Source organism: Catalinimonas alkaloidigena, assembly GCF_900100765.1.
Lineage (GTDB): Bacteria > Bacteroidota > Bacteroidia > Cytophagales > Flexibacteraceae > Mooreia > Mooreia alkaloidigena.
Map to the genome: position 1 here is coordinate 794,813 of NZ_FNFO01000003.1, position 18,660 is coordinate 813,472.

The 18,660-nt window shown below is 57.6% G+C and carries 14 protein-coding genes; 4 read left to right on the top strand and 10 right to left on the bottom strand.

Going from position 1 to position 18,660, the window contains the following annotated elements; all coding sequences use genetic code 11:
* Nucleotides 1-132: 132 nt before the first annotated feature.
* The 4 genes from BLR44_RS10580 (at nt 133) to rpmA (ending at nt 2,705) form a co-directional block, all read left to right on the top strand.
* The gene (locus BLR44_RS10580; RefSeq protein WP_089681668.1) at nt 133-507 is read left to right on the top strand and encodes a DUF3592 domain-containing protein; all 375 of its coding nucleotides are present in this window, start codon (nt 133-135) and stop codon (nt 505-507) included.
* Between the two features lie 131 nt (nt 508-638).
* The gene (locus BLR44_RS10585) at nt 639-2,045 is read left to right on the top strand and encodes an NAD(P)/FAD-dependent oxidoreductase (protein ID WP_410493071.1); all 1,407 of its coding nucleotides are present in this window, start codon (nt 639-641) and stop codon (nt 2,043-2,045) included.
* Nucleotides 2,046-2,123: 78 nt separating this feature from the next.
* The gene (rplU, locus tag BLR44_RS10590) at nt 2,124-2,435 is read left to right on the top strand and encodes a 50S ribosomal protein L21 (RefSeq protein ID WP_089681670.1); all 312 of its coding nucleotides are present in this window, start codon (nt 2,124-2,126) and stop codon (nt 2,433-2,435) included.
* Nucleotides 2,436-2,441: 6 nt separating this feature from the next.
* Entirely contained in the window at nt 2,442-2,705 is a 264-nt protein-coding gene (gene rpmA / locus BLR44_RS10595) for a 50S ribosomal protein L27 (protein WP_089681671.1), read from the top strand.
* Nucleotides 2,706-2,801: 96 nt separating this feature from the next.
* Here rpmA and BLR44_RS10600 read toward each other — a convergent pair whose 3' ends face one another.
* From BLR44_RS10600 to BLR44_RS10645, 10 genes are all read right to left on the bottom strand, one after another.
* The gene (locus BLR44_RS10600) at nt 2,802-3,401 is read right to left on the bottom strand and encodes a hypothetical protein (protein ID WP_143017228.1); all 600 of its coding nucleotides are present in this window, start codon (nt 3,399-3,401) and stop codon (nt 2,802-2,804) included.
* 104 nt (nt 3,402-3,505) lie between these two features.
* A complete protein-coding gene (locus tag BLR44_RS10605; RefSeq protein ID WP_089681673.1) occupies nt 3,506-4,120 on the bottom strand; it encodes a rhomboid family intramembrane serine protease in 615 nt (204 codons plus the stop codon).
* A gap of 3 nt (nt 4,121-4,123) precedes the next feature.
* Nucleotides 4,124-5,101, bottom strand: a complete 978-nt coding sequence (locus BLR44_RS10610; protein WP_089681674.1) for a polyprenyl synthetase family protein — start codon at nt 5,099-5,101, stop codon at nt 4,124-4,126.
* 26 nt (nt 5,102-5,127) lie between these two features.
* Complete coding sequence (rnr, locus tag BLR44_RS10615) at nt 5,128-7,353, bottom strand: ribonuclease R (RefSeq protein WP_089681675.1); 2,226 nt, start codon at nt 7,351-7,353, stop codon at nt 5,128-5,130.
* 159 nt (nt 7,354-7,512) lie between these two features.
* Nucleotides 7,513-8,373 carry a nucleoside phosphorylase gene (locus BLR44_RS10620; protein WP_089681676.1) on the bottom strand — a complete coding sequence of 287 codons (861 nt, stop codon included), beginning with the start codon at nt 8,371-8,373 and terminating at the stop codon, nt 7,513-7,515.
* Between the two features lie 158 nt (nt 8,374-8,531).
* Nucleotides 8,532-10,079, bottom strand: coding sequence for a 4-alpha-glucanotransferase (gene malQ / locus BLR44_RS10625; protein ID WP_089681677.1), 1,548 nt, complete (start codon nt 10,077-10,079; stop codon nt 8,532-8,534).
* Complete coding sequence (gene treY / locus BLR44_RS10630; RefSeq protein WP_089681678.1) at nt 10,076-12,823, bottom strand: malto-oligosyltrehalose synthase; 2,748 nt, start codon at nt 12,821-12,823, stop codon at nt 10,076-10,078. The genes malQ and treY overlap by 4 nt, the downstream gene beginning before the upstream one ends.
* A gap of 70 nt (nt 12,824-12,893) precedes the next feature.
* Nucleotides 12,894-15,344 (bottom strand): DUF3536 domain-containing protein, encoded by a 2,451-nt coding sequence (locus BLR44_RS10635; protein WP_089681679.1) that lies wholly within the window; start codon nt 15,342-15,344, stop codon nt 12,894-12,896.
* 128 nt (nt 15,345-15,472) lie between these two features.
* Nucleotides 15,473-17,308 carry a malto-oligosyltrehalose trehalohydrolase gene (gene treZ / locus BLR44_RS10640; protein WP_089681680.1) on the bottom strand — a complete coding sequence of 612 codons (1,836 nt, stop codon included), beginning with the start codon at nt 17,306-17,308 and terminating at the stop codon, nt 15,473-15,475.
* Nucleotides 17,309-17,397: 89 nt separating this feature from the next.
* Nucleotides 17,398-18,633, bottom strand: coding sequence for an McrC family protein (locus BLR44_RS10645; protein ID WP_089681681.1), 1,236 nt, complete (start codon nt 18,631-18,633; stop codon nt 17,398-17,400).
* Between the last annotated feature and the right edge of the window lie 27 nt (nt 18,634-18,660).

Here is an 18,660-nt window from a genome sequence, read left to right on the forward strand (position 1 = left end):
CCAACGCGTTTTCCAACAGACCACCCCGAAAATCCGAATCAATTTGAACCAATCTCTTAGCCCAATGTTAACTTAATGTTAAGTATTTGTTACCTTAACATTTCTTAAAGAAGAACAAGGAGGACTAAGACGATGGAAAATATCTTTTTGCTATTCGGGATTGCGCTGGTGGGGATCGGTCTCTACTGGCTGGTGACGGACTTTATTCACGTGCGGAACGGGTTTCAGACCCGCGGCCGAGTGGTGAAGGTGATCCGTGCCTGGAAAATGGATGCCGGGCAACTGCGCTACAGCTTTGCGCCGGTGGTGCAGTTTCAGGGAAAGGAAAATCAGGCGGTAGAACGTCCGTTGGAAACGTGCAGCAACCCGCCGGTCTTCTTCGAAGGCCAGTCGCTCGATGTAGTGTATTATGACGACAAACTTTACCCCACAGGGTCGGGCTGGAAAGTTCTGTACGCGCTGACGTGCGTGCTGGGGCTGGGCCTGTTGATCACGCAACTCTTCTGAGATTTTATAGCCTAAAGCTGCGCCGCCACGAGTGACAGGAAGGTGCGTAAGCGCTGCGCAGTTTACCAAAGCCGGGCCATCAATAGCCCGGCTTTTTTGTGGCCGTCGCAATAGGCTCTGGCACCATTTGTATGCCTGCGAGGCGCTCGAACTGTGCCCTAAGTCCAATCTATCCCGCGACAGCTTCTACCTGCGGTCGCAAACGCCCGACAGCGGCGCAGCGCTGGGGCCTACTCCCCGGCGACGATAAACATAGAAGCGGGAAATTCGTTACTCCCCACATGGAACCTAAACGTGTGATCATTGTCGGGGGAGGGTTGGCCGGGCTGGCCGCGGCCGTCACCCTGCACCGCAAAGGCGTACAAGTGCAACTCCTGGAAGCGACCGAGCGGGTCGGCGGCCGGGTCAAAACCGATTTTCAGGAGGGCTTTCTGTTCGACCGGGGCTTTCAGGTCCTGCTAACGGCCTACCCCGAGACGCAAAAAATGCTCGACTACGGCAAGCTCGATCTGCATGCGTTTACACCCGGTGCGTTGTTGCACTTGCCGGAAGGCACCACCCGCCTGGCGGACCCGACGCGCGCCTGGCAGGAAGCCTGGCCGACGTTGCGTTCTCCGGCGGCTACGCTGGCCGACAAAATGCTGATGCTGTCGCTCAAACGGAAGCTGGAGCGAACATCGGTCGAGGCACTTTTCCAGCGGCCCGAAGTGCCCACCCACACGATCCTGAAGACCTATGGATTCAGCAACCGCATCATCCGCAATTTTTTTCGGCCGTTTTTCGGGGGGATTTTTCTGGAGCGCGACCTGATCACCTCACGGCGGATGTTCGACTTTGTCTTCAAGATGTTTTCGGAAGGCGCCACCGCCATTCCGGCGAAGGGCATGGAGGAAATTCCGAAGCAACTGGCCGCCCGCCTGCCCGAAGGCAGCATTCGTGTCAATACCCCGGTGAAAGCGGTCGAAGCGAGAAAAGTGACCACCGAAGCTGGCGAACAGCTGGAGGCGGACGCCGTGCTGGTAGCGACCGAAGCCACGGGCCTGGCTAGGCAACTGGGGCGAGACGTAAATACGGAATTTGTCAGTACCACCAACGTGTACTTCAGCGCCGATACACCCCCAATCGACGAGCCGATCATCGCGCTGAATGCGTCCGAAGGGGCGCTGGTCAACAACCTGTGTGTACTCAATAAAGTAGCGCCCGCCTATGCGCCACGCGGCAAATACCTGATTTCGGTGTCGGTGCCCGGCTTGCCCGAGGCTGACGATGCGGCACTAGCCGAAAAGATTCGCACGGACCTGATGCCCTGGTACGGCTTCTACGGTAATGCTGTGCACCAGTGGAAGTACTTGCGTACGTACCGTGTTGTCTACGCCCTGCCGAAGCAGGTGTCGGTGGTGCATGCGCTACCCCACGAGGGCATACGGCTGCAAGAGGGACTCTACTTCTGTGGCGATCACCTGCTGAACGGTTCGATCAACGCCGCACTACGGTCGGGGCGGCTGGCGGCCGAACAGATTCGCCAGGAGGGCGCATAATGAGAAAAGAGGCCGGAACTTTGTAAAGCCATAATCAATTACTACTTTTGCGGTCCGAAAAATTTTTAATTTCCGAACATGTACGCAATCGTTGAAATTGCAGGTCAGCAGCACAAAGTGCAAAAAGATCAGGCACTCTACGTTCCCCGGATCGATGGAGAAACTGGCGCTGCCCTGTCCTTCGACCAGGTATTACTGGTTGAAGATGGCGACAACATTCAAGTTGGAGCGCCCCTGCTAAGCGGCATTACCATTTCCGCTAAAATCCTTGAACACGTGAAAGGCGACAAAGTGATCGTCTTCAAGAAGAAACGTCGGAAGGGGTATCGGAAAAAGAACGGGCACCGCCAACAGTTCACTAAAATTCAAATCGAAGACATTCAACTGTAAGCACCCATGGCACACAAAAAAGGAGCAGGTAGTTCGCGTAACGGACGCGATTCAGAAAGTAAACGCCTTGGCGTGAAAGTTTTCGGAGGCCAACCCGCCAAAGCCGGAAACATCATCGTACGCCAGCGCGGCACCAAACATCACCCCGGCCTGAACGTCGGCATCGGCAAAGACCACACGTTGTTTGCCTTGGTGGATGGTAATGTAGAATTCAAAAAAGGGTTCAACAAGCGTTCTTACGTATCGGTTGTTCCCCAAGCGGCAGAGTAAGGCGCGTTTCCGAACGCCCGTCTTGCCCAGACAGCATCATAAAAAAGCCGGCTTCATCTCAGATGAAGCCGGCTTTTTTATGAGCGTACCTTGGGGTCACTCCAGAAGGTAAAGCAGTAGCATGACGAGCGCTATGATGATCATCACACCCCCGATGATGTAGAACGCGGCTCCTATACCGCCTGGGATGGCAGCCCCCACAATTTCCAGGATCAGCCCGATACCCCCGATCAGCAGAATGTTACGCAGTTCCGGGTCCAGGTCCTGGGCCTTTTTGATATCACGCACTTTTTTGACCTCCGCTTTGATCTTTTTCTTCAGCGTTTTCTTCTCAGCACGTGTGATGTCCTTCTTCTTGAGACTTTCGCCTGCCGCTACAATTTCCTGAAGCGATTCTTTTACTTCGGCTTTCACACGGGCGACTTGTTCAGCGCGCGTTGCCGTGGCGGGTTCGGCCAACTGAACGGGTGCCGGTGCGGTTTTGGTCAGGCCCTGCAGGGTAGCTTCCTGCTCCGTGGCGGTGTACACAGGCTCTTCTTTCGCGGGAGCCGGGGCTACTTCAGCTTTTGCGTAATTGGGCGGCGTGGCGTAGTGGAAGTGCGCTGCGTACTTCTTCTTGGCAGTACAGGAGGCCATCATACCCAATGCCAGTAGCAAAACCCAGAGGCGGGTGGTAAGGAGTGGGAGGTTTTTCATAAAAGGTACAGGATTATTAGGGTAAGTTAACTAGTGTTAATCCTACGTAAGATATTTGAAAATCGCTACGATTTCGCAGACATCTTTCCTGCACTGCACGCTAACTAATTGAAAATGTTCCAGTTAGCAAGCTGGTAAAAAAAGTTGGAAATGACCGAGGGAAACAAAACTAGCGTGAACGCCACCCCGAACAGCGCCCCATACAGGTGCGCATCGTGGTTGATGTTGTCGTTGGCCTGTTTGGCCCGGTAGGCAGAATAAAATAAGTACAAGATCCCGAAGATGAAGCCCGGAATCGGAATGGGGATGAAAAAGAGATAGAGCCCACGGATAGGGTCGAACAGGATGGCCGAAAACAGAATGGCCGAGACCCCGCCCGAGGCGCCCAACGAATGGTAGTGCGAATGATTTTTGTGCTTGGCATACGTGGGCAGGCTGGACACCACGATGCCCACCAGGTACAACACCAGAAACAACAGAGGTGAACGGAAATACTGTTCAACCGCCGTCCCGAAGAAGTAGAGCGTAATCATGTTGAACAGCAGGTGTCCCCAATCGTTGTGAATAAAGCCGGATGTCAGGAACCGATCGTACTGGTTGCGGGTCCTGATGAGGTACGGGGTGAACATCCACCGTTCGAACAAGTTGGCGTTGTTCCAGGCCAGCAGCGACGTGACCACGGTGATGATGATGACAATCAGAGTGAGGCTAAGTGACATAGGTTAAAATTCCCGGCCAATGAGTTGTGTAGTAAACGTGCGTAGGGGTGCTTTCTGCGCGTCGGAAAGCTGAAGCTGCTCGAGGGCTTGCCACGCCGTTGTAAAGCAGACGTTCATGCGTTGTTCGGTCTGTTTGCGGATGTGCAGCTGATCGTAAAGTGAACGCACCGCCTGTACTTTCTCTTCCTTCTCAAACGCGGTGCGTGTTAACCAACTGTTCAATTCGGTGGCCTGCGCGCCTTCGGCCTGTTCAAGGGCCTTGATGAGCAGAAAGGTTTTTTTGTTGGCGATGATGTCGCCGCCTACCTGCTTGCCAAACTTTTCCTGATCGCCATATACGTCCAGCAAGTCGTCTTTCAGTTGAAAGCCGATGCCTACGCTGACCCCAAATTCGCGCAGCCGGTGCTGATCGGCTTCGGAAGCGCCGCCGATCAGGGCCCCTAGCTCCAACGCAAAGCCCAACAGCACTGCCGTTTTCAGGCGGATCATGCCGATGTATTCTTCTTCGCTGACGGTAGCACGGCGCTCGAAGTTCATGTCCAGTTGTTGTCCTTCGCACACTTCGGCTGCGCATTGGCTGAACAAGGCCAGCACTTTCCGCAGGTGGACGTCGGCGACTTGTGCCATGAACTCGTACGCCCGCACCAGCATCACGTCGCCCGAAAGAATGGCTACGTTCGGGTTCCATTTCTCATGGACCGTAGGCTCACCCCGCCGCAGGGGGGCGTCGTCCATGATGTCGTCGTGCATCAGGGTGAAATTGTGAAACAGCTCCACGCCGATGGCCGGCGCCAACGCCGGTTCCCACCGGTCGCTGAAGGCGTGGCACGCGAGCAGCGTGAGCAACGGGCGGAGGCGTTTACCGCCCAATTGCATCAGGTACCGGATGGGTTCGTAAAGCTCGGGAGGATGCTGACCGAAAGGTAATGCGGCGATTTCCTGGTTGAGGTGCTCACGGACAGCCTGAAGGGCGAAAGACATGCGCTCGAAAAAGGGTGTGCCGCAAGTTAGCGAGTTCTGCTTTTTCGCGACATGGTTTTGCCACCACCCTTTCGGCTCGGCTTGCGGCCATTGGTACCGGCAAATTCCAGGTCGATGATGCGCTTCTCCAGATCGGTGTTCAACACGCGCACCTGGACCGTATCGCCAAAGGCAATGATCCGCTTCGAACGTCGTCCGACGGCCCGGTAGTTTTCCGGATCGAGTTCATAATAATCGTCCTCGATGTCGCTCATTCGCACCATGCCTTCGCACTTGGTTTCGATGATCTCGACGTAAATGCCGTATTCGCTCAGTCCGGAGACAATGCCTTCGTACGTCCGGTTCGGGTCCTGTAGCTTCATGAATTCCACCTGCTTGTACTTCACCGAAGCGCGCTCGGCATCGGCCGCCTGTTTTTCCCGGTCGGACGAGTGCTTCGCCAGCTTTTCCCACGGCTCTGGGTCAACGGGCTGCCCGCCATCCAGGTAGTGCTGCAACAGGCGGTGCGCCATCATGTCGGGATAGCGGCGGATTGGCGAAGTGAAATGGGTGTAGTGCTCGAACGCCAGCCCGAAGTGACCGAGCGGCTCCAGGGTGTAGCGCGCCTTGGCCATCGTACGGATCGCCAGGGTCTGCAACAGGTCCTGTTCCGGCTTGCCCTCCATGGCGGTCACCATCCGGTGCAGCGACTGCGACATATTTTTCCCTTCGGCCTCTACCTTGTAGCCGAAGCGTTGGGCGAAGTTGGCGAACGTCAGGAGCTTATCGGGGTCGGGGCTTTCGTGTACGCGGTAGACCATCGGGTTTTTCTTCCGGCCCTTGCGCAGGTGGTACACAAACGTGGCGACCTGCTTGTTGGCCAGCAGCATAAACTCTTCGATCAGCTTGTGCGCATCTTTCCGGACTTTGGGCACGACTTCCAGCGGGGTGCCGTCTTCGGCCAGTTTGAAGCGCACCTCGGTGGTTTCAAACCCGATCGCCCCGCGTCGGAAGCGGTCTTCGCGCAACTTGTGCGCCAGGCGGTTCAGCACCAGCAACTCTTCCTGGTAAGTGTCGTCGCGTCCTTCCAGCACTTCCTGTGCGTCTTCGTATGCAAAGCGGTGATCGGAGTGGATGATCGTACGGCCAAACCATTCGTTGACGATATGCGCCTGGTCGTCCAGTTCGAACACGGCCGAAAACGTCAGTTTGTCTTCGTGGGGACGCAGGGAACACAGGCCATTGGACAACCGCTCGGGCAGCATGGGCACCACCCTGTCCACCAGGTAGACGGAGGTAGCCCGGCGTTCAGCTTCGCGTTCAAGCTGGGTATTCAGCTGGACGTAATGGGTAACGTCTGCGATGTGTACACCCACCTCCCAATGGCCATTTTCCAGCTTTTGGATGGAAAGGGCATCGTCGAAATCTTTGGCATCGACCGGATCGATCGTGAACGTCAACACGTCGCGGAAGTCGCGGCGCTTGGCAATTTCTTTTTTCGAGATGGCTTCCGGGATGGCTTCCGCCTCTTTCTCGATTGTTTCCGGAAAACTGTAGGGAAGGCCGTATTCCGCCATGATGGCGTGCATCTCGGTGTTGTGGGCACCAGCCGGGCCGAGCACATCCTTCACCTTGCCGACGGGCTGAAAATCGCCTTCGGGCCATTCCACTACCTGCACGATCACCTTCTCGCCATTTTTAGCGCCGTTGAGGTCTTCCTTCCGCACAAAAATGTCTTCGTACATCCGGCGGTTGTCGGGGATCACAAACGCGTGCCGTTCCGACACTTCGATGCGGCCGACGTACTCGGTCCGGTTGCGCTCCAGCACTTGCAGCACCTCGCCTTCGGGATTAGCGTGGCGGCGGCTGGCCCGGTTGCTGGCTTTGCGCGCGTACACCAGGACGCGTACGCGGTCGCCGTCTACGGCTCCTTTCAACTGATCGGTGTTCACCTTGATGTCCACCGGTGCGTCGTCGCTGACGATGAATCCGAAACGCGGATTGACGTGGTCCAGAATGCCTTCGATCTCTTGGGCGTTCTGAGGCGTAGCTTTGCTACGGAACGCTTCTTCTTTAGTGACCATCAGGCGTTTCATCGCCGTCATTTCCTGCAATATTTCCGAAAGACGAATCTTCTCTTGTTTGCTGTTCAGGTCCAGTTCACGCGCCAGTTCCTTGAACGAATAGGTTTTGTCGGGCTGGCTGTCGAGCAGGGCCGCTACTTTATCGGGGGAGAGGGTGAAACGTGATTTTACTTTTTTGCTTTTACTCATAAATCTTCATGAAACCCTGGCCTAAATATGGAATGAATTCTGGTGTTGGACACAGGGCTTTTCTCTTTAACTACTACGAAATGTAAAAAATGTTAACGGCAGGGAGGTAGAACGGGCGGGGGAGAAGGTCGGACAAAAGTACGGTATATTTTGATTACATCAATCGGCAGAGAAGCGTTCCAGTACCCGGCGAATCATGCGCTCGACCGTTGTGCCGGGTTGGGTCGAAAACTGATCGTTGGCGCGGTTCGCTACCAGAGCATTAACGGACAAGACCTCATGACCTAACAGGCGTCCCAGCGCGTAGTATCCGGCCGTTTCCATCTCGAAGTTGGTGAGCCGCTGCCGCTGCCAGCCAAAGGTACGGTAGCGTTCGAGCAGATCGGTGGGGCGCGGTGCCAGCCGGACGTGGCGACCCTGGGGAGCGTAAAAGCCGGGGCAGGTCAGGGTCAGGCCGGGCGTCAGGTCCGAGGCGAGCTTCTCCTGAAGCCGTGCCGATCCGGCCACTACATAAGGGCGAAACGAAAGATCCAGGTGTCGTTGCAACGCTTCGCCTAATGCCCGCTCGTGCGCCTCCTGTGGGAAATCATAAAACTGCGTCAACGGATCGAGGCCCACGGCCTGCGCTGAGACCAGCAACGAGTCGATGGGCAGGTCGGCATGGAGCGCCCCCGAGGTACCCAGCCGGACCACGTTAAGGGCACGTAGCGTAGGGTGCGGTGTGCGTTGCGTCAGGTCCACGTTGACCAGCGCGTCCAACTCTGTCATCAGAATTTCTACATTGTCGGTACCCATGCCGCTGGAAATCACGGTCAACCGCTTTTTGCCCAGCCAGCCGGTGTGGGTCACAAACTCGCGTTTCTGGGTCTGAAACTCGATGCGGTCGAAGTGCTGACTCACCTGCGCGACGCGCTCCGGGTCACCTACCGTCAGCACCGTATCGGCCAAGTGTTCGGGGCGCAACCCCAGGTGATAGACACTACCATCGGGATTCAGAATTAGATCAGCGGGAGAAATCATGCAGCAATAGAATGAGTGAATAAAGCGAAGCGTACCACATTTGTCGCTCGTGCGTGGCAAACGGGGTACGCTTCAAATTCAATGGGGGCGCTTGCCACCGAGGCAGGTTTACTACCAAAGACGGGGGCCCTGAACAGCGCTGAACGCCCTTGACATACCTACGCGTCTTCGTCGTCTTCCGCAACCATCGCTTTTTCGGGCAGTCGGTCATACAGAAGCGTCAGTTCGCGAAGGTGATGCGCTAACTCTGGGGTCAGTTTATTGGGTTCCAGCCGCCAGGCCCAGTTGCCTTGGGCTACTGACGGGCGGTTCATGATCGCCTCTTCGCCCAGGCCCAGAGCGTCTTGCATGGGGAAAACCGCCAGTTGGGCGACTGAACTCATCGCCAACCGCAACACAACGTCGTGAACGTTCACCTTGGTCACCCGCTGTCCGGCATACGCTTGCAGGCGCTTGCGGTCTTCAGGCGTGGACATGTTGTCGTACCAACCGCGGGTGGTGTTGTTGTCGTGCGTACCGGTGTACACAATGGCGTTCACGTCGTGGTGGTGCGGGATGTAAATGCCTTTCGGCATGCCGTCTCCAAAAGCAAACTGCAACACCCGCATGCCCGGCAGGTCGAATTTGTGCATCAGCTTGCGTACCGGCGCGTCGATGTCGCCCAAGTCTTCGGCCACGATGGGCAACGACGGATAATGCTTTTTCAGAAGCTTGAAAAACGACTTGCCCGGTCCGGGACTCCACTGGCCGTTGATGGCCGTCTCTTCGTCAGCCGGAACCTCCCAGAAGGCCGAAAAGGCGCGAAAATGGTCGAGGCGGATCAGGTCGAACATCGCGAGGTTCTGGTCGATGCGGTCGACCCACCACCCGTAGTTTTCGTCTTTCAACACATCCCAGCGGAACACGGGCGTGCCCCAGCGTTGTCCGGTTTTGCTGAAGTAATCGGGCGGGACGCCCGAAACCGTCTTCGATTTTCCGTCGCTGTCCAGGTTGAAAATGTGTTGATTTGCCCAGACGTCGGCGCTGTCATAACCTACGTAAAAAGGAATGTCGCCGAACAACCCGACTTCCCGACGTTGGCAGTAGCTTTTCAGGGCAAACCACTGCCGGAAAAACTCGTATTGCAGAAACTGCTCGCGTTCTATCGTATCGGCCACTTCCTGGCTAATCTCTTTCAGGGCTTTCTTCTTTCGCAACCGGATCGGTTCGGGCCACTCCGACCACGACGTCCCGTTGAAGTACTGGCGCAGGGCCATGTAGAGCGCAAAATCGTCGAGCCAGAATTTTTGCGCTTTGCAAAACTTGCGGAACGCCTTCTGCTGTTTGGTCGTGCCCCTTTCGCGGAAGGCGCGGTAGGCTTTCTCCAGCAACTGCACGCGGAAGGGGATAACTTTTTCAAAATCCGTTTTATCGGTCGGAAACGAAGGCGTTTTGCTGAGGTCGCTCTTTTGCAGGTAGCCTTCTTCAATCAGCACCTCCGGCGAAATCAAGAGCGGATTGCCGGCAAATGCCGAAAGGCCACTGTACGGCGAATTGCCACTACCCATCTCCGTAGGGTTCAGGGGCAACAACTGCCACCAGGATTGCCCGGCATCGACCAGAAAATCGACAAACTCGTAGGCGGCCGGTCCTAAGTCGCCGATGCCGTACGCGGAGGGAAGAGAGGTGATGTGGAGCAGGATTCCGCTGCTGCGTTCGATGTTCATGAGGAGGGTTGGTTGATCAACAAGGCTACGGGAAATTTCGCCAGCAAGTTTGCCAGGGGCAGGCGTCCGCCCTCGACCGTGTACGTCGCGCCATCCAGCACGTTCCGCCACCGGGTGGGTGCATCCGCAGGCAACGACACGCTCGCTCCCTGCCAATACGTGGCACCGTCGTAAGCGTCCAGGCCGTTGGGTGCCAGCGACATAAAGCGAAGCGGCGTGACGACAGCAACGGCTTCTCTTGCGTGTTGACGCAACAGGCCGAAGGCGGCCGGGCCGTCCGTGAAGGTAAGCGTTTGGTACGAACCCTGCGCGAACAGGGCGGCGTGGGCGCGGCGCAGTTCCAGTGCCTGCTGGAGCGTAAAGAGCTTTAGGTGGGCGTCTTCTGGCTTTGCCAGCAGCGAGGTCAGCAAGCGACCGGGGTCTTTCGCCATGGCCTCGCGCAGTTGTGTTACCTGTTTGGTGCGCTGCGGATAGTCTACCGGGCGGCGGTTGTCAGGATCGACCAGACTCAGGTCCCAGAATTCGGTGCCCTGGTAAGTATCGGGTACGCCGGGCGCGGTGAGTCGTACCAGCGTTTGTGCCAGCGAGGCAACCGCACCGGCTTGCCACAGGGGTGTCCAGAACGCCTGAAAATCCTGCAGAAACGCTTTGTCTTTCAAGCTCTTGTTCAAAAAATCCTTGACCGCCTTTTCGTATTCTTCGTTTGGGGCCGACCAACTCGTGCGGTCCTTGGCTTCGCGGAAGGCTTTCAGGGCATACGCCTGCAACCGTTCGTTAACGTCTTTGGTCGCTTTTCCGTCGGGCGGAAACACGCCCAGCAATGCCTGGTAAAGGAAGTATTCGTCGTTTGGGGTGGGCCACGCCTCTTTGCGCGTTCCTTCGGTTTTGCAGGCCTGCGTCAGTTCCCGCCAGCGTGCTACGGCTTCGCCCCACTGCTGCGGAATTTCGCTCAGCAGGTTGATGCGCATCCGTGCGTCTTCGCCGCGTTTGGTGTCGTGCGTGGCGGTGGTGTTCATGGCGTGCGGAAACTTCTGCTGCCGCTCCTGCATCGCCTGGTGAAACGTCTCGGCCGTCAGGCCCAGATGCTCGGGCTGGTCGCCGACTTCGTTATGCGACACCAGCGGGTTGTAGCGGTAGAACGTGGTGTCTTCCACACCTTTGGCCATGAGCGGCCCGGTGAACTGTTGCAGTCTTTTGATAAAGTTGACTTCCGCACCGCTCGGGCTTTCTTTCGACAGCAGAACCGCTTTCAGTTCTTTCCAGAGGTCTTCCAACTGTGGCGACCGTTTTTCGGCCAGCGCAAGGGCTTCTTGCCAGACGTGCCGGTCGGCCTCTGAAAAAGGCGGTTGTTCGGCATAGGTGCGGTAGACCGGAAACGATGCCATCAGCGTCACCAGCGCTTCGCGGCGGGAGTTCAGCTCCCACAAGCTCTGTGACTCTTCCGGCAGGGCCAGTTTCCAGAGGCGCATCAGGTTGTTCAGTTCGCCGCCCATACGTTCGGTCAGGATGAACCGCTTTTGCGTGTACACCACGTCGGCGTAAACGGGTTGGGTCCCGATAAAATTCTGATACACTTCCGCCAGTGGCGCGGCCCCTTCCGGGGTGGTGAACAGCTGGCTGACGTGCGCCAGAAATCCGTAACCGCTTTCGCCCTGCACGGGCCAGTCTTCCGGCAGGTGCTCGCCCTCTTCCAGAATCTTCTCGACTACGATGTAGGCCTCTTCGCCCAACAGCGCACGCAGGCGGCGGAGGTACTGTCCCGGGTTGGCCAGTCCGTCGACGTGATCGACGCGGACGCCTTGGATCAATCCTTTGTCGTACAGCTCCTTGATAAACCGATGGTAGCGGTCAAACACTTCCTGGTTTTCGGCCGCCAGGCAAATCAGGTCGTTGACGGTGAAAAAGCGACGGTAGTTGATGTGACGCTCCGTCATCTTCCAGTGACTCAGGCGGTAATGCTGGTCGCGTACCAGCCGCTGCAACAGTACGGAGTTGTCGCTGTATTTCCAGCGCAAGCCGTTGAGTACCCGCTGGAGAGGCTTGTGTTTTTCGAGCAAGGTGTTGAATTGCTGACGCAACTCTGCCCAGGCGTCGGTGGCGTCGGGCTGTTGCACCGTTTTGCGGATCTCGCGCAGCAGTGCCGAAAGGTCTTTCTTGGCCTTGCCTTCCTTTTCTTTCAGGTCGGAGCGCATCCGCGTCAGCAGACCCGGGTAGTTGCGACGGCTCACCGGAAAGCGGTTGTCCCAATACGCCAGCACAAAGCCCCGGTCCGGGTCCCAGTCCAGCTTGATTTCACCTTTTTCCATGATCTCTTTGGCGGGCCCGCCCAGCACCGGCAGCATGATGCGCTTGCGCAGTTGGGGGTTCGGATGGCGCCAGTCGACGTCGAAAAACGAGGCGTAAGGAGAGTGCTCGCCTTGTTCGAGGATGCTCCAGATCCAGGGATTGCCCGGGTCGTAGGCCATGTGGTTCGGCACGATGTCCTGCACCCACGACATGTTTCGTGCTTTCAGATCGGCAACCAGGCTTTCGAATTCTTCGAGCGTGCCGATCAGGGGATTGATCCGATCGGGGTTGATTACGTCGTAGCCGTGGTTGCTCTCGGGCCGCGCCTCGAACATGGGCGCGGCGTAAATGGTATCGATGCCCAACTGGTGCAGGTAGGGCAAAATGGCACGCAGGTCAGCCAGTGTGAACTGTGGGGAAAGCTGTACCCGGTAGGTAGCCGAAGGAGTAAAGGGCATAGGGAATAGTTAGGTTAAAAAAAGCTGGGGGCGATTCATCCGTTGCACCGCCCCGAACAACAGGGATTGGTCAGACCTTGACCGGTACGTAATGATCCACTTTCATGTTGAGGCTCTTGGTGAGCTGCTCGAAGTGCTGCAGCCACTTTTGCGCGGGGCGTTCCCCTTGTTCGGCTTTCTGTTGCATGTCGTGGCGGTGTTCGCGCCACACCATAAAGCAGAGGTTCTGCGCCCGCCACAAATCCAGCTGCGCCGAGGTTTTGCCCACCAGGTCTAGCAATTGGCTGGCCGTTTGCATCAGCGCCACCTTGAACGGACTCGTGGTGAGGTCTTCCATCAGCTGGTTGACCCGCTCGACCGTTGCGTAGTGCAGCGTAACCAGATCGAGGTCGACCTGCAGGCGCTTTACTTCCGCAAAGATGCGCTTCAGTTCATCCAGATCAATGTGCCTGGCTTCCAATTGCCTGCGAATCCGCGTGTTCAATACAAACTCCACTGGAATTTTCAGGTGACTGGGCATCGGCATGCTGAAGTTGCGCAAGACCTGCATAATCGGGAAGTTGTTGTCGTAGATCTGCTGGAACATGCCTTCCACGCTGGTGTAGGTGTAGGACAGCACCTGATCGATGATTTTCTTCTGATCGTCGCGGAACAGGTGCCAGAACGAGTAGCTGTGCATGCCGAAATGCTGGTCCATCAGCATGATGATCTCGTGAACGTTGCTGCGCTGAAAGGCATCTTCCATGGCATCACGCATCACGTGGTACGCGTCTTCGTCCAGAAACTCGCGTACCCCTCCGAACAGGTGATGGTCGCCCAGGTGCAGGACCGCAAACGAAAGCGTGTCGCGCCCGAGGGTCGTTTCCGACAGCAGTTCGGCCTTGCCGATCGCCAGCTTTTGTTTTCCGGCTTCGAAGCGCTCGTATTTGAGGGAGCGCGCCTGGTAGCTGTAGACATGCGCTTCCTCGGGGTAATCGCTGAAAAGGGACGAAATGGCGTAATGTGCGCCGACGCGCTTCAGGTCCACAACCGACGGACGAATTTCCTGTTCGTATGCTTCGGCGGCCGTGGCAAATTCGTCGGAGTTGCTGGGGGCCTGCGCCAGGAGGCGGACAAATTCCGGTTCCAGCTCGACCCCTGCCAGTTCTTCGGCGATCTGAATGGCCCGCGCCGCGTAGCAAACGTCCTGCATGGCCTCGATGCCCGTCACTTCGTCGAAAAACCAGCCGCAACTGGTGTACATCAACAGGGCATGAAACTGCATTTCCATCAACTTCATGAGGCGGCTCTTTTCTGCATCGGACAGGCGGTGCCGGGCGTGCCGTTGGATAAAGGCCTCCACGTTGTCGGCCGAGCGGTCCAGAATCACCGAGATGTAGTCGTTGCGGGCTGCCCACGGGTCGTGCACCAGCGCATCCATCTGGCGTTCGTAAATCGGAATCAGTTGGTCGCGCAGCCAGTCAAACGCTTCGCGCAGCGGGCCGCGCCAGGACTGCTTGCCGCCCAGGGGGCCGCCCGTGTGGCAACCGCAGTTGCTGCGCCAGCGCTCCACGCCGTGTGCGCAACTCCACGAACTGTTTTCGACAATCCTGGCCTCCCACTGCGGCGGGAATTTCTCCAGGTATTCGCCGTAAATGGTTAGGGTGGCTTCCTGATTGCGTTGAATGTAGTCCAGACAGAACGACAGGGCCATTTCGCCGAACCGGTGGTGGTGGCCGTAGCTTTCGCCGTCGGTCGCGATGTGCATCAACTCCGACTGATCGTTGGGCGAATAATTGCCCATCAGCCGTTGGGCAAACCGCTCGCCGTTGTTCAGAAGGCCTTCGAAGGCAATGCCCTGCGACACGGGCCCGTCGTAAAAGAACAGGCTGATCGTGCGTCCGGAGGGGAGTTTGCACAGGTAAGGTTGGCGCGGATCGACACGTGCGCCGGTCACTTCCGTCCAGGCACCGCCTTTCAGGGGGCGTACCTGTTCTGCCTGATAGGGCGACAAAATCGTGAACTTGATGCCGTGCTCGGCCAGCACTTCCAGCGTCGGCGTATCGACGGCCGTTTCGGCCAGCCAGATGCCTTCGGGTTTCCGGTGGAACCGGCGCTCGAAATCCTGAATGCCCCAGATCACCTGCGTCTGTTTGTCGCGTTCGTTGGCCAGCGGCATGATCATGTGGTTGTAGACCTGCGCCAACGCAGAGCCGTGACCCGAGAAGCGCTTCTGGCTCTCGCGATCGGCGTCCTGAATGGCCGCGTACACATCGGGCGCCTTTTTCTCCATCCACTCCAGCAACGTAGGGCCGAAGTTGAACGAGATGTGGGCGTAGTTGTTGATGATGTCCAGAATGCGGCCTTCCTCGTCCAGAATGCGGGCGGCCGAGTTGCGCGCGTAGCACTCGGCGGTGATGCGGGCGTTCCAGTCATGAAAGGGGTAAGCCGACTCCTGCATCTCTACCTCATTGAGCCACGGGTTTTCGCGGGGCGGTTGGTAGAAGTGGCCGTGAATACAGACGTATTTATTTTTACCCATGGTGTAAAGTACTATCTGTTCGGTACCGCTGGTAGCGACGGAGCCAAACAGCCCGCCGACAACCAGGGGTATAAAATTAGAAAATCAAGCAAATCGTTACGACGCTACGGTTTCTGTAGCGGTGGTGCTTAGGTCGTTGCTGCGGTTGTGGTTTCGTAAACCAGCACGCCATAGGGAGGCACAATGAACGCATCGGTCTGTTTCAACTGCTCCGGCACCGAGGCACTGCCGCCCCATTGCGCATCGCCCGCGTTGTGCAGAAGCCGCCAGTGGCCAGTGTGAGGCCACAGGGTGGAACGTGTGGTTTGAGTCAGGTTGAACACCGCACACAGCCGATGTTCGCCGTGCGTCCGCGTCATTTCCAGCAGATGCTGGGAGGCGTCGAGTTCAAACTGCATCGCGTCGCGCGTGCCGGTTCCCAGAGCCGGATGCTCTCGCCGCAGGCGGATCAACTCCCGGTGATACTGCCACAACAAGCGTTTTTGAGGATCGTTGGCGTATTCCCAGTTCAGCTTCGAACCCTGGAACGTCTTTTCCGACTGCGGATCGGGCACCTCGTGTCCCTCGCGCTGAAAATACGCAAATTCTCGCTTCCGTCCGGTGCGCACCGCTTCGATGAGGTCCGGGTCGCCGTGGCTGACGAAATACATGAAGGGCGTGTCTTCGCCCCATTCTTCGCCCATGAACAGCATCGGCAGGTAAGGGGAGAGCAATAGCACCGCGGCGGTGAGCTTGAGGGCTTCGAACGACAGGGTCGTCGCTAGCCGGTCGCCCATCATGCGGTTGCCGATCTGGTCGTGATTCTGCGCGAAGTTGACAAACCGCCACGTGGGTAGGTGGCTGGCATCGCTGCCAAAGCGGCGCTTGCGATGGGGCGAGTATTGCCCGTTGTACACAAATGCGCGCTGGAAAGCCGCCAGCAATTGCCCGGAATCTCCAAAGTCTTCGTAGTACCCCATGCGCTCATGGGTCGTCAGTGCGTGCAGGGCGTGGTGAAATTCGTCGATCCACTGGGCGTCGAGCCCAAAGCCGTTGCGCTCGGTCGGGTCCAGGTAGCGCACGTCGTTCAGATCACACTCCCCGATCAGGATGTACTGACGCTCGTTTTGGGCTTCCAGTTCGGCCTTCATCTCCGAAAGTTCGCGCAGTAGGTGCTTGGCGCTGGAATCGCGGATGGCGTGGATGGCGTCAAGGCGCAGCCCGTCCAGATGAAACTCTTCCAGCCACATGCGGGCGTTTTGCAGGAAGAAGCTGCGCACGGGGTCGCAGTGTTTGTCGTCGAAGTTAATGCCCTGCCCCCACGGGGTGTGGTGCTTGTCGGTGAAATACGGTCCAAAGTCGCGCAGGTAGTTGCCTTCGGGCCCCATGTGGTTATAAACCACGTCGAGAATAACGGCCAAGCCTTTGGCGTGGCACGCGTCAACGAGCTGCTTGAGACCGCGCGCGCCTCCGTACGAATGCTGTACGGCAAAGGGATAGACGCCGTCGTACCCCCAGTTTCGCCCGCCCGGAAATTGGGCGACGGGCATGATTTCGAGGACATTGACTCCCAGCTCCAGCAGATGGTCCAGTTTCTGGATAACACCGGCAAACGTGCCTTCCGGGCTAAACGTGCCGACGTGGAGTTCGTACAGAATCCAGTCTTTTTGCGGAGGCGCCTGCCAGTGCTGGTCGTTCCAGGCAAAGCCGGGACCCACCACCGCGGAGTCGCCGTGTACGCCCTCCGGCTGGTGACGCGAGGCCGGGTCTGGCCGCCGCAGTTCGCTGTCGAGTAGGAACGCGTACCGCGTGCCTTCCTTGATGTTAGGCAACGTCACGCTCCAGTAGCCCCAGGCATCGGGGTGCATCGGAACGCTTTGCACACGCGGAGAAGAAAGTTCGAGAGAAACGGTTTCGGCCAAAGGGGCCCAGACAGTAAATTCACAGGCATCGGCCTGCAGAAACGCCCCCACGGGGCGGTACATAGGTATGGATGATGGCATAAGCAAAAGCCCTCAACGGGCAGTTCAGGAAGAAAATACGCAGGAGCAGGGCAAAGGGTTGGTCTGATCGCCTAAACGAGCCGGGCAATCGGAGAATCGGCCAGCATACCCTGCAAAAGCTCGCGGCCCAGGTGCGGATTCAACGAGCCGTGGCGCAACAATGCCGCAAACTGCACACGACAGGCGTGTGGCCGGTCAGAGGCCGACAGGCGTGGGGTGCGGTGGTAACTACCGTGAAAATCAGACGCTTCGTTGGTTTGTGGATACAGCAGCACCGCGCAGTCGGCTCCGTAGTAGTGCGTGTACACATACATCTGTTTCAGGTCGTCGTCGTCGGGCTGGCCCCGACGGGACGTTTTCCATTTGGTATCGAGCACCCACCGCTGGTCGCCCGCTTCGATTAGAATATCGGGACGGATCGAACGGGTTTCCCAGAAAAGGCGGCTGCATTGCCGCGTGATGCGCAAAGCTTCGGTTTCGTGGGCCTTCAATTGCCGGTAGACGTACTCCTCAAACAGGCGATTCATGTCGAAGAGCAGCGCATGCACGTGGTCGGGTCCACCCTGGCCATCGACGCGGGTGTGCGTCAGAATCAGGCGTGCCAGCACCAAGGCCTGCCGGTATGTATCGTTCCAGGCGGTTTTGATCAACTGTTCTGCCCGCGCCGTTGCATCAGGCAGGGGAGTGGTGATCGGCCACTCTTGACGCAGCCGTCGCCGTTGTACCTGTAGCGAGGCGGCCAGTGGCCAGCTCGCCAGCGCTTCCAGGGCCTGATACAGCAACTGGTGGACCGGATGATCGATGGCGTAACGGGTGTGGCGTGTGTAGCACCGTTCCTGGTGCAGGTAGTTTTGCCGAAGTTGCTGTCGCATCACCACCTTGCCCCGCCAGAAGGGTAAGTTTCCTTCTTCGGCCTGATAATGCCGGCGTAACCCTTGCGCCCACAACTGTTCCAGTATCGAAAGGTAATGCTGAGCGTATTGCTCCGGCAACGTCCCCGGCGTCGGTGCCTGCAAAGCCTCGGCCTGTTTAACGGGTAGCAGACGACAGGCCCGCAGCAAGTCGGGCAGGGCTTTGCGCCACAGTTCAGCGTGACCCTGGCGGCCGGTTTTAGGCAGAATTTCCAGTTGGAGGTCGCCGACCTGCACCGAGCCTACCCACGAATTCAGGCGTACCCCCTGGTAGACTGGCGTCAGAAAACGATGGCCCGAGCGTTCGGCATACCGGAGTAACGCCTGCACGTGTTTGGCCGTCACCGTCGGGCCGACCGACAAGGTATCGTGCTCAAAAACGGTGAGGCGTTGCATCGGAGTCAGGAAAGAAGAAAAAAGAAC